Here is a 16,432-nt window from a genome sequence, read left to right as displayed (position 1 = left end):
GCCAGGGCCGCGGCCGAGGCGGTGGTGGAACCCGTGGCCGCTTTGCCCGCCCCGCCCGAGGCGGCCGTCACCCTGAGCGCCGAGCAGCGCGGCGTGGTCGACCAGATCGCGCAGCACCCCGGCCCCTTCCTGCTGTACGGCAGCACCGGCAGCGGCAAGACCGAGGTCTACCTGCGCGTCGTGCAGCGTGCCCTGGAGGCCGACCCCCAGGCCCAGGCCCTGGTGATGGTGCCGGAGATCAACCTCACGCCCCAGCTGCAGGAGCGCTTTGCCACGCGCTTCGCCCCGCTGTTCGGCCCCCAGTCCGTGGTCAGCATGCACAGCGGCATGACCGAGGTGCAGCGCCTCAAGAGCTGGCTGGCCGCCCACCAGGGGCAGGCGCGCATCCTGCTGGGCACGCGCATGGCGGTGTTCGCCAGCCTGCCAGGGCTCAAGGTGATCGTCGTCGACGAAGAACACGACCCCAGCTACAAGCAGGAAGAAGGCGCGCGCTACTCGGCGCGCGACCTGGCGCTGTGGCGCGGCCATGCCAGCGGTGCCCAGGTGCTGCTGGGCAGCGCCACACCCTCGCTGGAAAGCTGGCACGCCAGCGACCCGGCCGTGGGCCGCTACCTGCGGCTGCACATGCCCAGTCGCATCGGCGCCGGGGCCCTGCCGCGCGTGCGCCTGGTGGACATGCGCCAGCAGCCCAAGCGCACCGTGTTCGCCCCGCCGCTGCTGGAGGCCATCACCGCGCGCGTGCAGCGCGGCGAGCAAAGCCTGGTTCTGCTCAACCGCCGCGGCTTTGCCCCGGTGCTGTTTTGCACCGATTGCGGCTGGAAAAGCGACTGCCCGCACTGCAGCGCCCACCAGGTGTTCCACAAGGGCGACCGCAGCCTGCGCTGCCACCACTGCGGCCACACCCAGCGCGTGCCGCCGGCCTGCCCATCCTGCGGCAACCCCGACATCCTGCCGCTGGGCAAGGGCACGGAGCAGCTGGAGGAAGAGCTGGCCCGCCTGCTGCGCAATGTGCAGCGCCCGGACGGCCAGCCGGCCCGCGTCGGCCGCATCGACGCCGACACCACCCGCCACAAGGGGGCGCTGGAGGCCCAGCTGGCCCAGGTGCACGAGGGCGAGATCGACGTGCTGGTGGGCACGCAGATGGTGGCCAAGGGCCACGACTTCCGGCGCATCACCCTGGTGGCCGCGGTGCAGCCGGATGGCGCCCTGTTCTCCAGCGATTTCCGCGCCCCCGAGCGCCTGTTCTGCCTGCTGATGCAGGCGCCGGCCGGGCCGGGCGCGATGCCGGCTACGTCAGCGACCAGGGCAGCCAGCCCGAGATGTGGGTGCAGACCGCAGAGCCGCAGCACAGCGTCTTCGCCGCCCTGCGCCAGCACGACTACCCGGCCTTTGCCGCGCGCCAACTGCAAGAGCGGCACGACGCCGGCATGCCGCCCTTCGCCTTCCAGACCCTGGTGCGCGCCGACGCCAAGACCCAGGCCGCGGCCCAGGACTTTCTGCGCGCCGTGAGCGACGCCGCCCGCCAGGGCCAGCTGCCGCACCTGGACGACGTGTTCCTGTACCCGCCCATCCCCATGACCGTGCAGCGCGTGGCCAATGTGGAGCGCGCCCAGATGCTGATCGAGGCCGCCGACCGCCGCGCCCTGCAAAGGTTTTTGCACGCCTGGCAGCCCTGGCTGCACTGGGTGCGCAGCCAGCCCCAGCACAAGGGCGTGGTGCGCTGGCTGATGGATGTGGATCCGCTGTCGCTGTGAAAAGCGTTTTGCAACACTTTTTACCAGTTCACCCATATCCCGCCTGCGCGGACAGCTCCTGATTTGTGCACGCCCCGCTGGGCTCGGTGTTTGTCCGAATGCCAGACGGGCGCGGATGTTGCATCGTGCCCACCAGCAACTGCCCGCCGGGCGGTGCACTTTCTTTTTCGGGAGCTTCCCATGTCTCTGACTTCCACCTTCCGCCTGAGCCTGATCTCGGCGGCCCTGGCCCTGGCTGGCTGTGCCTCGCAGGCGGCCGGCCCCGGCACTGCGGCGGCCCCAGCCCCAGCCGCTGCCGCCACCACGGCGGTGGCCCCAGCCAGCGCCAAGCCCCATGTGGTGGTGCTGGCCACCGGCGGCACCATCGCCGGCGCCGGCGCCTCGGCCATGAACAGCGCCACCTACTCGGCCGCCAAGGCGCCGGTGGACAAGCTGCTGGCCGGCCTGCCCGAGCTGGGCAACATCGCCAAGGTGTCCGGTGAGCAGGTGTTCCAGATCGCCTCCGAGAGCTTCACCAACGACCACCTGCTGAAGCTGGCCCAGCGCGTGTCGCAGCTGGCCAAGCAGGCCGACGTGGACGGCATCGTCATCACCCACGGCACCGACACCCTGGCCGAGACCGCCTACTTCCTGAGCCTGACGGTGCACACCGACAAGCCCATCGCCGTGGTCGGCTCCATGCGCCCCGGCACCGCCCTGTCGGCCGACGGTGCGCTGAACCTGGTCAACGCCGTGAGCGTGGCCGCCTCCAAGGACGCCAAGGGCAAGGGCGTGTTCGTCACCATGAACGACGAGATCAACACCGCCCGCGACGTGAACAAGGACATCAACATCCAAACCGGCGCGTTCCAGAGCCAGTGGGGCCCGCTGGGCATGGTGGTGGAAGGCAAGAACTACTGGTTCCGCGCCCCGGTCAAGCGCCACACCAACCAGTCCGAGTTCAACATCGACAGCATCACGGCCCTGCCGCAGGTGGACATCGTCTACGCCTACGGCAACGTGCAGCCCACGGCCGTGAACGCCCTGGTCGCCGGCGGCGCCAAGGCCATCGTGCATGCCGGCACGGGCAATGGCTCGGTGGCCGACCGCATGGTCAAGCCGCTGCAGGACGCGCGCGCCAAGGGCACCGTCATCGTGCGCGCCTCGCGCGTGCCGTATGGCTTCGTGCTGCGCAACGCCGAGCAGCCCGACGACAAGTACGACTGGGTGGTGGCCCACGACCTGCGCCCCGAAAAGGCGCGCATCCTGACCATGCTGGCCCTGGCCAAGGGCGCCAGCACGCAGGAGTTGCAGCGCATGTTCTGGGAGTATTGAAGCCCCTCTGAGGTGCGGTGCGCCTTTTCCCCTCGCGCGCGATGCGGGAGGGGGTGACACCGGCGCGGCGGTGCGGCCCTGGCGCGATGTCCACGTGCGGGGCCACGCCAGTTGCGCCGGCCACGCCCGATGGCGCACACAGGCATCTAATCAACGCCCAGCGCATTCCCTGACTGCGCTGGGTGCTCTTGTTTTCATGAGCGTCTCTCGTGCACACCGCCCGCGCAGCGTGCTGCGAGGCCCGCACCGGCACCGCCAGGTCAACAAGCCGCCAGGCAGGACGTACCCGGCACAGATACGCATCAAATGACCTTTCAACCCAGGACCAGCCAGCGCTGAACGCTCTTATTTTTTCAGCAGCAGATCCACCACCAGCGAAAAGCTCACAAAGGCCAGCGCTGTGCTGACCAGGATGATGCGCGCCACGCGCCCTCCGTGGGCGCCGAAGCGCTCGGTCAGCAGCGACACATTGCTGGCACTGGGCAGGGCCGCCACCAGCACCAGGGCCACCACTGTCTCTGGGGCCATCGCGGCGCCGGCCGCCAGCGCCAGCTGGCAAGCCAGCCAGACCAGCAGCGGGTGCAGCAGCAGCTTGGCCAGGGCGATCGGCACGTAGTGGCGCGCGGCCACCTGTTCGTGCTGGTTCATCTGCGAGCGCGCCAGCACCGCCCCGATGGTGAACAGCGCGACGGGCGAGGCCGCCCCGGCCAGCATGGCCACGGTCTGGTCGATGGGCCCGGGCAGCTGCAGCGCGCTGGCCGAGGCCACGGCCCCCAGCGCAATCGCCCAGGGCATGGGGTTGGTCAGCATGCCGCCCAGGGCCTTGCGCAGCGCCGGCAGGGCCCCGCCTTCCCCCTGGCCCAGGCGCGACAGCGCGATGCACAGCGAGGTGGTGATCAGCATGTCGATGGCCATGGTCAGGATCACCGTGCCGGCGCTGCCCGCGCCCAGCAGCGCTACCAGCAGCGGCACGCCCATGAAGCCGGAGTTGGGAAAGGCCGCCACCAGGGCGCCAAACGCGGCGTCGTTCCAGCCCCAGCGCCGGCGCGTGGCCAGCACCGTGCCGGCCACCAGCAGCAGGCCGCAGCCCAGGTAGACGGCGCCGACCACCGGGTCCAGCAGCTGGGCGATGGGCGTCTGCGCCCCAAAGCGAAACAGCATGCACGGCAGCGCGAAATACAGCACAAAGGTGTTCAGCCCCGGAATGGCAGCCAGCGGCAGCACCCCGCGGCGCGTGGCGATGAAGCCGCACAGCACCAGGGCGAAGAAGGGGAAGGTGACAGCAAGAATGGACAGCACGGTGGGCGATTGTGGCAGCAGCGCCCGGACGTTCGCCTACACCGCTTACGCGCAGGCGACAAGTGTTGCCGTCTGCAAACTCTCGGCCCACGCGGGCAAGGCCAGGGCCCCTCGCGGCACCGGGTGGGCTTGCGTATGATGGGGCACGCCTGCCTGCCAGGCGTTTGTTGTTTGTCCGTCTTTGCTGCCCCTTCCTGTCCCATGTCTGCTGGTCTGAACCTCGCCCAACTCCAAGCTGTCCATTACACCGAAGGCCCCTGCCTGGTGCTGGCGGGCGCGGGCTCGGGCAAGACGCGCGTGATCACGCACAAGATCGGCCGCCTGATCGACAACGGCCTGGCGCCCAAGCGCATCGCCGCCATCACCTTCACCAACAAGGCCGCCGCCGAAATGCGCGAGCGGGCCAAGGGCCTGATCGGCAAGGCCGCCAAGGACGTGATGATCTGCACCTTCCACTCGCTGGGGGTGCGCATGGTGCGCGAGGACGGCCACGTGCTGGGCCTCAAGCCCAGCTTCAGCATCCTGGACCAGGACGACGTGACCGGCATCCTCAAGGACTGCGCCGGCGGCACCACCGACGTGGCCACGGCGCGCCAGTGGCAGTGGACCATCAGCAACTGGAAGAACGCCGGCTGGGACAGCCGCAAGGCCCTGGCCATGGCCCAGGACGACCACGAGCGCAGCATCGCCCTGATCATGCAGCGCTATGAGGAGCGCCTGACCGCCTACCAGAGCGTGGACTTCGACGACCTGATCGGCATGCCCATGCGCCTGCTGCGCGGCCATGCCGAGGTGCGCGAGAAATGGCAGCGCCTGCTGGGCCACGTGCTGGTCGACGAGTACCAGGACACCAACGCCACGCAATACGAACTGCTCAAGCTGCTGGTGGGCGAACGCGCGCACTTCACCGCCGTGGGCGACGACGACCAGTCCATCTATGGCTGGCGCGGCGCCACGCTGGACAACCTGAAGAAACTACCGGTGGACTTCCCGCAGCTCAAGATCATCAAGCTGGAGCAGAACTACCGCTCGACGTCTGCCATCCTGCGCGCGGCCAACAACGTGATCGGCCCCAATCCCAAGCTGTTCCCCAAGACCTTGTTCTCGGAGCTGGGCGAGGGCGAGCCGGTGCGCATCGTCGACTGCGACACCGAGGAGCACGAGGCCGAGCGCGCCGTGGCCCGCATTCTGAGCCTGCGCGCCAACGCCAACCCACAGCCGGCCTGGAAGGACTTCGCCATCCTCTACCGCGCCAACCACCAGGCCAAGCCCTTCGAGAAGGCGCTGCGCAAGGCCAACATCCCGTACAAGGTCTCGGGCGGCACCAGCTTCTTCGACCGCGCCGAAATCAAGGACCTGTGCGCCTGGTTCCGGCTGTGGATCAACAACGATGACGACCCGGCCTTCCTGCGCGCCATCGGCACGCCCAAGCGCGGCATCGGCCACACCACGCTGGGCAAGCTGGGCGAGTTTTCCTCCCAGCACAAGCTGTCCATGTTCGGCGCCCTGTTCAGCCACATGCTCGAGGCCGTGCTGCCCAAGAAGGCGCACGAGGGGCTGCTGGAATTCGGCCGCTACATCAACGACCTGGAATACCGCGCCCGCCACACCCTGGGGGCCGAGGCCAGCCGCAGCTTCATGCTCGACTGGCTCAAAGAGATCGGCTACGAGCAGTACCTCTACGACAGCGAGGACAGCGAGACCGTGGCCGCCGCGCGCTGGAGCAATGTGCTGGAGTTCTGCGACTGGATGAGCCAGCGCGCCGGTGGCCAGATCGAGGACGCGGCCGGCACCACCACGCAGACCGAGGTCAAGAGCCTGCTGGAGATCGCACAGAACATCGCCCTGCTGTCCACCATCAGCGAACGCGAGAAGGAGCAGGACATGGTGGTCCTGTCCACCCTGCACGCCAGCAAGGGCCTGGAGTGGCCGCACACCCAGCTGGTGGGCGTGACCGAGGGCATGCTGCCTTTCAAGCTGGACGACGACGAAGGCCGCCAGCAGAAGGTCAGCGATGACGTCGCCGCCCGCCTGCAGGAAGAGCGCCGCCTGATGTACGTGGGCATCACGCGCGCCCAGCGCACCCTGGCCGTCAGCTGGACCAAGCGCCGCAAGAAGGGCCGCGAGATGGTGCAGTGCCAGCCCAGCCGCTTCATCAAGGAGATGAACCTGGACGCCGCCACCGCGCGCGAAGACCCGCGGGAAAAGCTGCGCCAGCTGCGCGAGCAACTGGCACGCAAGGCCGAAGCCGCGCCCAAGCCCTGATTTTTTCATAGCTGACCACGCAAGCCCCACCTGGGCTGCATGGCCCCAAGCGCAACATTTGCACACCGCGACCGCCGGCAACGTCGCCTTTGGCTGACGCCACCGGCTGGACACAGCCCGTATGCTGCGCCAGCATTCCACCGAGGCTGCACGGCAGCACCGCCCCGACACCGCCATGGCACGATCCCTGACCCCTTCCCCTCGCCTGCACTGGACTTCGCTGGCCACCGCGCTGGCCACCCTCTCCGCCCTGCCCGCCGCCCAGGCCCAGGCCCAAGCGCCCGCCGCCGTGCGCGAGGAGGCTTGGCGCCAATGCGCCGCCACCACCGACAACCAGGCCCGCCTGGCCTGTTTTGACACCTGGGCGCAGCAACAGCAACCCCTGACCCCGCCGCCGGCCAGCACCTGGCAGGCCCCGGCGGCCAGTGCCAGCCAGCAGCCCGAGGCCATGCTGCAGCAGGCCGCCAACGCCCCCATGGTGCAGGCCGACGTGCTGCCCGGCCAGGGCCTGGTGCCCACCAACGGCGGCTGCCGCGATCCGCGCTACAGCGAGATCTCGCGCTTTTTCGAGCTGGAGCCCGGCAGCGACTGCGGCACCTTCACCTTCCGCGGCTACAAGCCACTGTCGGTGTCGGTGCTGCGCAGCGACCACATCAACCAGCAGCCCAGCAGCCCCGGCAAGGAGCCCGCCCCGGTGCGCGACTACCAGCCGCAGGAAATGCGCATCCAGCTGTCGGCGCGCACCAAGATCGCCTCCGGCCTGCTGACCGACTCCAGTGCCGGCCGCAAGGACTCGGTCTGGGTCGGCTACACCCAGCAGTCGTTCTGGCAGGTGTTCAACCCCGACCTCTCGCGCCCCTTCCGCACCACGGACCACGAGCCCGAGATCTTCTACGTCTACCCCACCGACGCCGCACTGCCCGGCGGCTGGCGCTGGCGCTACAGCGGCGCCGGCATGGTGCACCACTCCAACGGCCAGAGCGATCCGCTGTCGCGCAGCTGGAACCGCTGGTACGTGATGACCGGCGCCGAGCTGGGCCACCGCTGGCAGGTCCACGCCAAGCTGTGGAAGCGCATGTCCGAGAGCACGCCCGACGACGACAACCCCGGGATCCAGAACTACTGGGGTCGCGGCGAGGTGAAGCTGCTGTGGAACGTCAACGACGCCAACACCCTGGGCCTGACGGCGCGCGGCAGCCTGGGCAAGGGCTACGGCTCGGGCCGCCTGGAATGGCTGCGCACCATCGGCTCGGGCTGGAACGGCGGCAAGAGCAACCTGCGCCTGCACGTGCAGCTGTTCAGCGGCTACGGCGAAAGCCTGATCGACTACAACAGCAAGCGCACTTCGCTGGCCGTGGGCCTGAGCCTGCTGGACTTCTGAGCGCGGTCACTTCGCAAACGATAGCTTTCAGCGCGCACGGCGTGCGTGCTGTAGGCCATTTTTATTAACAATCATCACCGCCGGCGCTTCCGCCCATCGCCGGAGCTTGTGGCCGCCGCGGGCTTGGCGCAGAATCGGCGGCACGTGGGACGCGGGGAGCCAGCGCTCCCACAAACAGGCGGTGCCCGCACCGCCATTTCCTTTGTTTGCATGCATGGACGTTCGCAGACAATGCGGCACCAAGGATGACCATGAATCTGCAATACCAGCTCAAAGCCGGCAGCTACTACCTGTACGACATGCGCGACCAGCCCAGCGCAGTCACAGGCGAGCGCCGCTTCAAGCTGAAGACAGATTTGCTGGCCATCGCGTTCGACCTGTACACCGGCGAGGTGCACCAGCACGGCACGCCCTCGCGCATCCAGTCCTGGGCCACCACCGCCCGCCGCCGCCTGCGTGCGGCCGGCCAGTGGCAGGCGGCCGAGGACATCATCGTCATCAGCGGCCCCTTCCCGGTCGAGGAAATCAACAAGTGCCTGTGGATCCGCGGCTACTGCCGCCGCATGTTCCAGCGGCTGGCGTCCTTGCCGCACGGCAAACTGCAGCCGCGCGCCGGCACGCGCCAGCAGGCCCACGGCAGCCAGACGCACAGCAAAGGCTGGCAGCGCCGCGCCGCCTGAGGCAGGCACCCGCCACCGCGGGTGGGTGCCATCACCGGCTCAGGACTCCACCTCTTCGGTGTCCGGCGCTTCCCCCAGCACGGCTTGGGCCGGGTCTTCGGGCAGCTTGACCACCAGCACCGGGCGGGTGCAGCGGCTGATCACGGCCTTGGAGACCGAGCCCACCAGCACGCTTTCGATGGCGCCCATGCCGCGTGCGCCCAGCAGCACCAGGTCGGCATCGATTTCCTCGGCCATGTCGACCAGCACGGTGGCGGGTTCCCCCAGCACCACCTCCATGGAATAGCCGACACCCGCGGCGTCCAGCAGTGCGGCGCCTTCGGCCATCAGGTGTTCACCCGCTTCCACGGCGGCGGCGGCAATCGCGTCCGAGTCCTGCGTGGCCAGTTGCAGCAGCGAGGCCGGCTCCTGCACGTTCACCAGGGCGATTTCCGCACGCAGCCCCCGGCCCACCAGGGACAGGGCCTGGTGCACGGCCTGCAGCGATTCGTTGGAGCCGTCGATGGCGATCATGATGTTGGCGTACATGGCGTTCTCCTTGTCGTAGTAGCGGGCTGGGTTCCACTATAGACCCGCCCAGCGCGACCCGCCACGGCTTCTGGGACAATGCGCGCCATCATGCTGCAGTTCGAACTTCTCACCACCGATCCGACCAGCCACGCCCGCCGTGGCACCTTGACCCTGAACCACGGCAAGGTCCAGACCCCCATCTTCATGCCCGTGGGCACCTACGGCACCGTCAAGGGCGTGATGCCCCGCAGCCTGGAAGAAATGGGCGCGCAGATCATCCTGGGCAACACCTTCCACCTGTGGATGCGCCCCGGCCTGGACATCATGAAGACCTTCGGCGGCCTGCATGGATTCGAGAAGTGGAACAAGCCCATCCTGACCGACTCGGGCGGCTTCCAGGTCTGGTCGCTGGGGGCAATGCGCAAGATCACCGAAGAAGGCGTGCACTTCCAGAGCCCAGTCAACGGCGACAAGCTGTTCATGTCGCCCGAGGTCAGCATGCAGATCCAGACGATCCTGAATTCGGACATCGTCATGCAGCTGGACGAATGCACGCCCTATGAGACCAACGGCCACAAAACCACGGAAGCCGAAGCGCGCAAATCCATGGAGATGAGCCGCCGCTGGGCCCAGCGCTCCAAGGACGAGTTCGAGCGCCTGGAGAACCCCAACGCGCTGTTCGGCATCGTGCAAGGCGGCATGTACACCAATCTGCGCGAGGAGTCGCTGCAGGCGCTGGTGGAGATGGATTTCCCCGGCTACGCCGTGGGCGGTGTCTCGGTGGGCGAGCCCAAGGACGAGATGCTGGAGATCATGGCTCACACGCCCCACCTGCTGCCGGCCAACAAGCCGCGCTACCTGATGGGCGTGGGCACGCCCGAGGACCTGGTGCAGGGCGTGGCCGACGGCGTGGACATGTTCGACTGCGTGATGCCCACGCGCAACGCGCGCAACGGCACGGTGTTCACGCGCTACGGCGACCTGAAGCTGCGCAACGCACGCCACAAGAGCGACCACCAGCCGCTGGACACCACCTGCACCTGCCACGCCTGTGCCGGCACCAGCGGCGTGAGCTGGGACAACGGCGGGCGCGACGGCTTCAGCCGCGCCTACCTGCACCACCTGGACCGCTGCGGCGAGATGCTGGGCCCCATGCTGACCACCATCCACAACCTGCACTACTACCTGAACCTGATGCAGGAAGTGCGCAACGCGCTGGACGCCGGCACCTTCGCCCAGTTCCGCGCCCAGTTCAAGGCCGACCGCGCACGCGGCGTCTGAGCCCGCGGCACGCCCACCAGCCAGCCTCCTGCGGGAGGCTTTTTTGCGCCCGCTGGGCGGGCCTGCCGCCGACCCAAGTCGACGAACGGCAGCAGGCCGGTCCTGTGTCCTACTTGGGCGCCGCAGGAAATGCCGAGAATGGGTGGGCCCCCACTCCTGCAGCCCCTGCGCCCACCCGTGTCCCTGGATGCCTCCGCCCCTTCTGTCCAGCCTCCGTCCGTCTGGCGCGCGCAAGCCGCGCTGACCGCCGGCATCCTGTTGGCCTGCCTGCTGGGCATCTACAGCCGCCCGCTGGGGTCCATGGCGGCCTTCTGGCCGGCCAATGCCATCCTGCTGGGCCTGCTGCTGCGCCACCCCGAGCTGGCGCGCCACCCAGGCAGCTGGCTGTGCGCCCTGCTGGCCTACATCGCTGCCGACCTGCTGACCGGTGCCACGCCATTCATGGCCCTCACGCTGAACCTGGCGAACCTGATCGGCGTGCTGGCCGGCTGGCTGCTTCTGGCACGCGTGCGCAACCAGGTGCTAGGCTTCCAGAACCAGCGCTCCGTGATGACCGTCTTCCTGGGGTGCCTGCTGGCGGCCACGGTCAGCACGCTGGCGGGGGCTTGGCCCAGCGCGGTCGCCTTCCACATGCCCTTGTGGCAGTCGGCGCTGCTGTGGCTGTCGGCCGAGTTCTACAACTACGTGCTGATCCTGCCGGTGTTCCTGGCCGCCCCCGGCGGCTGGCCCTGGACCTGGCCATTGACCAAACAGCAACGCTCCTGGAACGACGCCCTGCCGCTGCTGGCCCTGGTCCTCAGCGAGGCCCTCAGCCAGCTGATCGGCGGCAACGGCGCGATGGCCTTCAGCATCCCCGCCATGGTCTGGTGCGCGATGAGCTATGGCGTCTTCCCGATCACCGTGCTGAGCCTGCTGGTCTGCCTGTGGAAAACCGGGTTGCTGGCCTTCAGCTCCTTCGACTTTGTCGTTGAGCACCTGGACGATGTGCTGTCCTACCGCACCGGGCTGGCAATGCTGTCGCTGGCGCCCCTGGCCGTGGCCAGTGCCTACACGCTGCGCATGCAGGCCCTGCAGAAGCTGCACCACGCGGTGCACCATGACTATCTGACCGGGGTGCTGGCGCGGCGTGCGCTGATGGAGCGCGGCCAGAAGCTGCTGTCGCGCCTGGAGGAGGATCGCCAGTCCGTCGCCGTGCTGATGCTAGACCTTGACCATTTCAAACAGGTCAACGACCGCTACGGCCATGCCCAGGGCGATGTGGTGCTGCAGACCTTCGCCCGGCTGGCCAGCGAGGCGCTGCGCCCCGACGATCTGCTGGGCCGCCTGGGCGGTGAGGAGTTCGCCATCCTGCTGCCACGCACCCAGCGCGAACAGGCCCTGGCCGTGGGCCAGCGTATCTGCAAGCGCCTGCGCGACCACCGTTTTCCGCTGGAGGACGGCGCCCCCTTCCAGGTCACGCTGAGCATCGGCCTGCACGCCGTGGTGTCGATTGGCGCGCAGGACAGCATCGAGCAACTGCTGTCCAAGGCCGACGCGGCGCTCTACATAGCCAAGCGCAGCGGCCGCAACCAGGTGCGCCAGTACGGGCCGGCGCTGGCCCCGTCATCCATGTAAAACCATAGCTGCTGGCACACTCTGCGCGCTGACTTCAAGCATCAAAGCATTGGAAACCCAGCCACAGCGCGCGCCATGCGCTCTCTTTTTTACCAATCTTTGGAAGATGGCGGCGTGACCGGTGCGTCCGGCGCCACCGCATCCGGCGTGGCGGCTGCGGCCCCGCAGTGGAAGCAGAACTTGGCAAAGCTGCTCTTGCGCGACTGGCAGGCGGTGCAGGGTTCGAACAGGCCGATGCCGCAATGCGGGCAGAAATCGGTCACGCCATCCTTGAGGTCCACGGCCCGCTCGCAGCCCGGGCACACGCCCTTGCTGAGGTGGCCCCAGGCCTTGTCGTAGGTCATCTGCGTGCGCCGCTGGGTGGCCGGCAGGGCCTCGGCCTGGCGCTGGCGCTCCAGATAGCGCTGCAGCGCCACGATGGCCCAGCGCCCGATCAGCACCGTCAGCACAATGCCCACGGCCGAGCGCACATAGCCGCCATAGCTGGGCAGGTAGGGCACCAGCTCGACAAAGAAGGCGAACAGCGCGAAGAAGATGAAGCCCCAGACAAAGGGCCACCAGGGGCTCTTGCGCTTTTTCACGAACAGCCAACCGGCCAGCACCAGCAGAGGCAGCGTGAGGGCCAGGCGGTAGAGGAACACCCGCAGCTCCTGCGCGCGCTGGGCACGCTGCAACGCCTCGTGCGCCGTGTCTTCCAGCGCCTGCAGACGGTCGCCCACGCGCGTGGACTGCTGGCGTGCATTCAGCAGTGCTTGCTCCTGGTCCTGCAGCTGCTGCTGGGCCTGGCGCTCAGTCTGGCGCAGTTGCTCCAGCGCCTGGGTGCGGCGGATCACCTCGGGGTCCTGCTCGCTGCGCTGGGTGGCGGAGCGCGTGGCAATCCAGTTGCTGAAGGTGTCGCGCGCCGCCTGCGTGTCGCTGCGCGCCTGCTGCCAGCGCAGCTGGGCCTGGTCGCGGGCCTCCAGCGCCTGGCGCTGCGCCGCGCGCAGCGATTCCTGCTCATTGCGCAGGGGCTGGGCCTGGCGCAGGTCCAGGAAGTCGTCCAGCTCCAGGCGCTGCTCAACCTGGGGCAGGTCGTCCACCACCGCCGAGCCCAGACCGATCAGGAAGCTGGCAAAGACCACCGCCACCAGCCACAGGCCCCGACGAAACCAGGTTTCCGACCAACGCAAAGATTTACCCACGGCCTACCTCCTCATGTACTGCGCGCATTATGCGGATGGCGGATGCATGCGCCCCGCCAGGCGCAGCAGCCAGTGCTTGCTGCGCCGCAGGTACTGCGGGTCGCGCCAGCACATCAGGGCCACGAACACGGCATTCGCCGCCCCCATGCACAAGAACAGCTGCGGCACCGTCAGCCCGGCCGCCAGCAGGGCCCCGGCCAGCACGGCCGACGACACCATGAACAGCGCATTCAGGATGTTGTTGGCCGCGATGATGCGCGCCCGGTGGGTGACCGGACTGCGCTGCTGGATCAGGGCGTACAGCGGCACGCTGTAGACCCCGGCGGCCAGCGACAGGCCGAACAGGTCCAGCAGCACGCGCCAGCGCCCCGGGGCGTGCCAGAAATCCGCCAGCCCCAGCATGCCGGCCGTGGGCGGCAGGCCTTGCAGCGTCCACCACAGGTCGACCGAGCACACGCTCATGCCCAGCGCGCCCAGGGGCACCAGGCCGGGCTCGACGCGCCCGCGGGACAGGGACTCGCACAGCAGCGCCCCGGTGCCCACGCCCAGCGAGAACACCACCAGCAGCAAGGCGGCCACCTGCTCGCTGCCGTGCAGCACCTCCTTGGCCAGCACCGGGAATTCCGCCAGGAACACGGCCCCGAAGAACCACATCCAGCTGATGCCCAGCACGGCCCGGAACACCAGGCCATCGGTGCGCGCCAGCCGCAGGTTGGCCAGGGTTTCGGACCAGGGGTTCCAGTTCATGCGGTGCACCACCGCCGGCGTGCCCTGGGGGGGAATGGCGCCAGCAGCCAAGCGCCCCAGCAGGGCCAGCGCCAGGCAACTGGCGGCCACATGGATGCGCCCGACCTCGGGCGTGGCGATCAGCACCCCGCCGACCATGTTGCCCAGCAGGATGGCGACGAAGGTGCCCATCTCCACCATGCCGTTGCCCCCGGTCAGCTCCGAGGGCCGGAGCACCTGCGGCAGGTAGGCGAACTTGGCCGGACCGAAGAAGGTGGAATGCACGCCCATGCCCACCAGGCACAGCAGCAGCAGTGCCGGCCACTGCAGGACAAAGCCCAGCAGGGCCACGGCCATGATGGCGATCTCGCAGTCCTTGACGCGCCGCATCAGCACCGCCTTGTCCATGCGGTCGGCCAGTTGCCCGGCCGTGGCCGACAGCAGCACGAAGGGCAGGATGAACAACGCCCCGATCACCAGCCCCGCCACCGAGGGCGGCAGCCAGGCCACCTGCAGCTGGTAGGTCACCAGCACGGTCAGCGCGAACTTGAACAGGTTGTCGTTGGCCGCCCCCAGGAACTGGGTGGCAAAGAAAGGACCGAACCGCCGCTGGCGCAGCAGTCCGAACTGGGGGGTGTGGTCGCTCATGTCAAAGCCTGCAGCGGCTGGGTGAAAACCAGCAACTGTGCACTCATTTGCTGCAGCGCGGTGCCATCGACTTCATAGGTGCTGGTAAAACCCAGCAGCGGCACGGGCCCCAGGGCATGGCGGATCAGCTGCAACTCCGCATCCACCTGGGCGCTGCGGGGCACCGGGTGGCGCAATGCGCTGCGGATGTAGATGGCCCCGCAGATGCTGCGCCCAATCGCGGCGACCTGGCCGTCCTGGGCCGGCGTGGGCTCTGGCGCCAGCCAGTCGCCGATCTCGGCGCAGGCCCGGCGCACCTCGGCACGCGCCACCTGCTCGTCCGCCTGGCACAGGGTCACGGTCTGCCCCGGCTGCGGCAGGCCCTCGACAAACACCGCCTGCCGCAGGGGGTCGATCCCCACCACCGACAGCACGTGGGCCGCCAGGGCCACGCTGGCGCCATAGACCCAGGGGTGGGGTGGCGACAGCGCCAGCAGCGTCTGCTGCAATTCCCCCGGCAGCCGGTGGGGCGCCGCACCCGGCGCGGCCAGGGCCTCCTGCCAGTTCAGGTGGCCAAACAGCACCTCCAGGGCCGGCCGGCCATCCAGCGCCAGCAGTGCCGCGCCCTCGGCGTGGGTCACGGTGTGGGAAGGCCCCATGGGCCGGCAGCCCTGGATGCCCACGCTCAGCAGCTCCACCCCAGGCCCGAACAGCACCCCCGACAGCCCGCCTTTTTGCACCCCGCCACCACCCACCGTGGCCGGCAGGCGGCCCGATGCCGTGCTGCCCCAGGCCCACTGGGCATGGTCCTGGCACAGATGGCCCAAGCCACCCAGCAGATCCGGGCATTCGAGCTGGCGCGCCAGCTCAATCAGCTGCGGCACCAGCGCAGGAGCCGCAGCATCGCCATGCACCAGCGCCGCCTGGGCGGTGATGCCCGGCTGCGCCGGCTTGTGCGTGGCGATGTCGGAAAACAGTTGGTAGTCGCCCGGCGCCAGCTCAGGCAGCATCACCGCCACCGCGCCGGTGTGGCCATAGTCCATGTCTCCGGCCAGCACCGAGTGCGCGGCACAGCCAGCCCAATGCTGCACCTGGGGCAGGGCCTGCGCCAGCGTGCCCACGATCTCGGCCGCGTGCGCCGCCAGCGAGGCCGAGACATAGACCAGGCCCAGACCATGCCGGACCGTCGGTGGCTGCATGCTGATCTGCGCCTGCAACTGCACGATCACCTGCCGGGTCGCGTGCTGCCACAACGGATGACCGGCATGGGCGCAAGGGAAAAACGGCATCACACGATCGCTCCTTGCGCAGCCACCGCCGCGCCGTGGCTAGCCCAGGGACTCAGCGCGCGCCCGGTTTGCGTGCTGCAGCGGACTTGGTTTTTGCCGCCGGTTGGGCCGCGGCGGACTTGCGTGGCGCAGGCTTGGCCGCCTTGCTCGCCGTGGCCGTTTTGCCAGCAGCCGGTGCACGCTGGCGCGCCACGTCGGCGGGCGCCGGTTGGCGGGTGGTTTTCTTCGCCGCCGGCGTTTTGGCGGCCGGTGCGACCTCCGCCGTGCCGGGCATGGCCTGCGACACCGCCTGGCGCACCATGTCGCTGGCGGTCTGGACCGCCACCTTGGCGAAGTCGGAGCCCATCTGCGTGGCCTGCTTCACGGCCTGCTGTTGGGCCGGGTCCTGCAGGGCCTGCTGCGCGATCTGCTGGAACTGCTGGGTCAGCGCCCCCCACCATTGCATGGCCGTGGCCATCCCGGCGGCCGGGGCGGCCTCTGCAGCCGGAGGGCCGCAGGCTCGCCGCGTCCG

The 16,432-nt window shown here is 68.9% G+C and carries 10 protein-coding genes and 3 pseudogenes; 7 read left to right on the top strand and 6 right to left on the bottom strand.

All coding sequences use genetic code 11. The annotated features are described in order from the left end of the window. Positions 1–1,754, top strand: a pseudogene (gene priA / locus SJH88_RS15580) (replication restart helicase PriA); the annotation flags it as partial. A 180-nt stretch (positions 1,755–1,934) separates the two neighbouring features. Further along, complete coding sequence (locus tag SJH88_RS15575; RefSeq protein ID WP_274755023.1) at positions 1,935–3,068, top strand: asparaginase; 1,134 nt, start codon at positions 1,935–1,937, stop codon at positions 3,066–3,068. Between the two features lie 345 nt (positions 3,069–3,413). Here the strand turns inward: SJH88_RS15575 and SJH88_RS15570 are convergent, their stop codons facing one another. Beyond that, a complete protein-coding gene (locus SJH88_RS15570; RefSeq protein WP_274755022.1) occupies positions 3,414–4,367 on the bottom strand; it encodes an AEC family transporter in 954 nt (317 codons plus the stop codon). Positions 4,368–4,568: 201 nt separating this feature from the next. Between SJH88_RS15570 and SJH88_RS15565 the strand changes: the two genes are divergently transcribed. The 3 genes from SJH88_RS15565 (at position 4,569) to SJH88_RS15555 (ending at position 8,693) form a co-directional block, all read left to right on the top strand. Then, the gene (locus SJH88_RS15565) at positions 4,569–6,632 is read left to right on the top strand and encodes an ATP-dependent helicase (RefSeq protein ID WP_274755021.1); all 2,064 of its coding nucleotides are present in this window, start codon (positions 4,569–4,571) and stop codon (positions 6,630–6,632) included. Between the two features lie 175 nt (positions 6,633–6,807). After that, on the top strand, positions 6,808–8,013 hold the full coding sequence (locus SJH88_RS15560; RefSeq protein WP_274755020.1) for a phospholipase A: 1,206 nt from the start codon (positions 6,808–6,810) through the stop codon (positions 8,011–8,013). 251 nt (positions 8,014–8,264) lie between these two features. Beyond that, the gene (locus SJH88_RS15555) at positions 8,265–8,693 is read left to right on the top strand and encodes a hypothetical protein (RefSeq protein WP_042413845.1); all 429 of its coding nucleotides are present in this window, start codon (positions 8,265–8,267) and stop codon (positions 8,691–8,693) included. Between the two features lie 39 nt (positions 8,694–8,732). Here the strand turns inward: SJH88_RS15555 and SJH88_RS15550 are convergent, their stop codons facing one another. Then, positions 8,733–9,221 carry a universal stress protein gene (locus tag SJH88_RS15550; protein WP_274755019.1) on the bottom strand — a complete coding sequence of 163 codons (489 nt, stop codon included), beginning with the start codon at positions 9,219–9,221 and terminating at the stop codon, positions 8,733–8,735. A gap of 90 nt (positions 9,222–9,311) precedes the next feature. Here SJH88_RS15550 and tgt point away from each other — a divergent pair, with 90 nt between their 5' ends. After that, complete coding sequence (gene tgt / locus SJH88_RS15545) at positions 9,312–10,484, top strand: tRNA guanosine(34) transglycosylase Tgt (protein WP_274755018.1); 1,173 nt, start codon at positions 9,312–9,314, stop codon at positions 10,482–10,484. Between the two features lie 177 nt (positions 10,485–10,661). After that, entirely contained in the window at positions 10,662–12,098 is a 1,437-nt protein-coding gene (locus SJH88_RS15540) for a GGDEF domain-containing protein (protein ID WP_274755017.1), read from the top strand. A gap of 89 nt (positions 12,099–12,187) precedes the next feature. Here the strand turns inward: SJH88_RS15540 and SJH88_RS15535 are convergent, their stop codons facing one another. From SJH88_RS15535 to SJH88_RS15520, 4 genes and pseudogenes are all read right to left on the bottom strand, one after another. After that, positions 12,188–13,279, bottom strand: coding sequence for a zinc ribbon domain-containing protein (locus SJH88_RS15535; RefSeq protein ID WP_210930038.1), 1,092 nt, complete (start codon positions 13,277–13,279; stop codon positions 12,188–12,190). A gap of 63 nt (positions 13,280–13,342) precedes the next feature. After that, positions 13,343–14,653: pseudogene (locus tag SJH88_RS15530) on the bottom strand (MFS transporter); the annotation flags it as partial. Next, positions 14,650–15,921 (bottom strand): FIST N-terminal domain-containing protein, encoded by a 1,272-nt coding sequence (locus SJH88_RS15525; RefSeq protein ID WP_274755016.1) that lies wholly within the window; start codon positions 15,919–15,921, stop codon positions 14,650–14,652. The pseudogene SJH88_RS15530 and the gene SJH88_RS15525, both read right to left, overlap by 4 nt. 52 nt (positions 15,922–15,973) lie before the next feature. Continuing rightward, a pseudogene (locus tag SJH88_RS15520) lies at positions 15,974–16,432 on the bottom strand (PhaM family polyhydroxyalkanoate granule multifunctional regulatory protein); the annotation flags it as partial.

Source organism: Comamonas sp. GCA5 (assembly GCF_036541385.1).
Classification (GTDB): Bacteria; Pseudomonadota; Gammaproteobacteria; order Burkholderiales; family Burkholderiaceae_C; genus Comamonas; species Comamonas aquatica.
The sequence above is the reverse complement of the archived record's forward strand: the minus strand, read 5'-3'. Positions and strand labels throughout refer to the sequence as shown.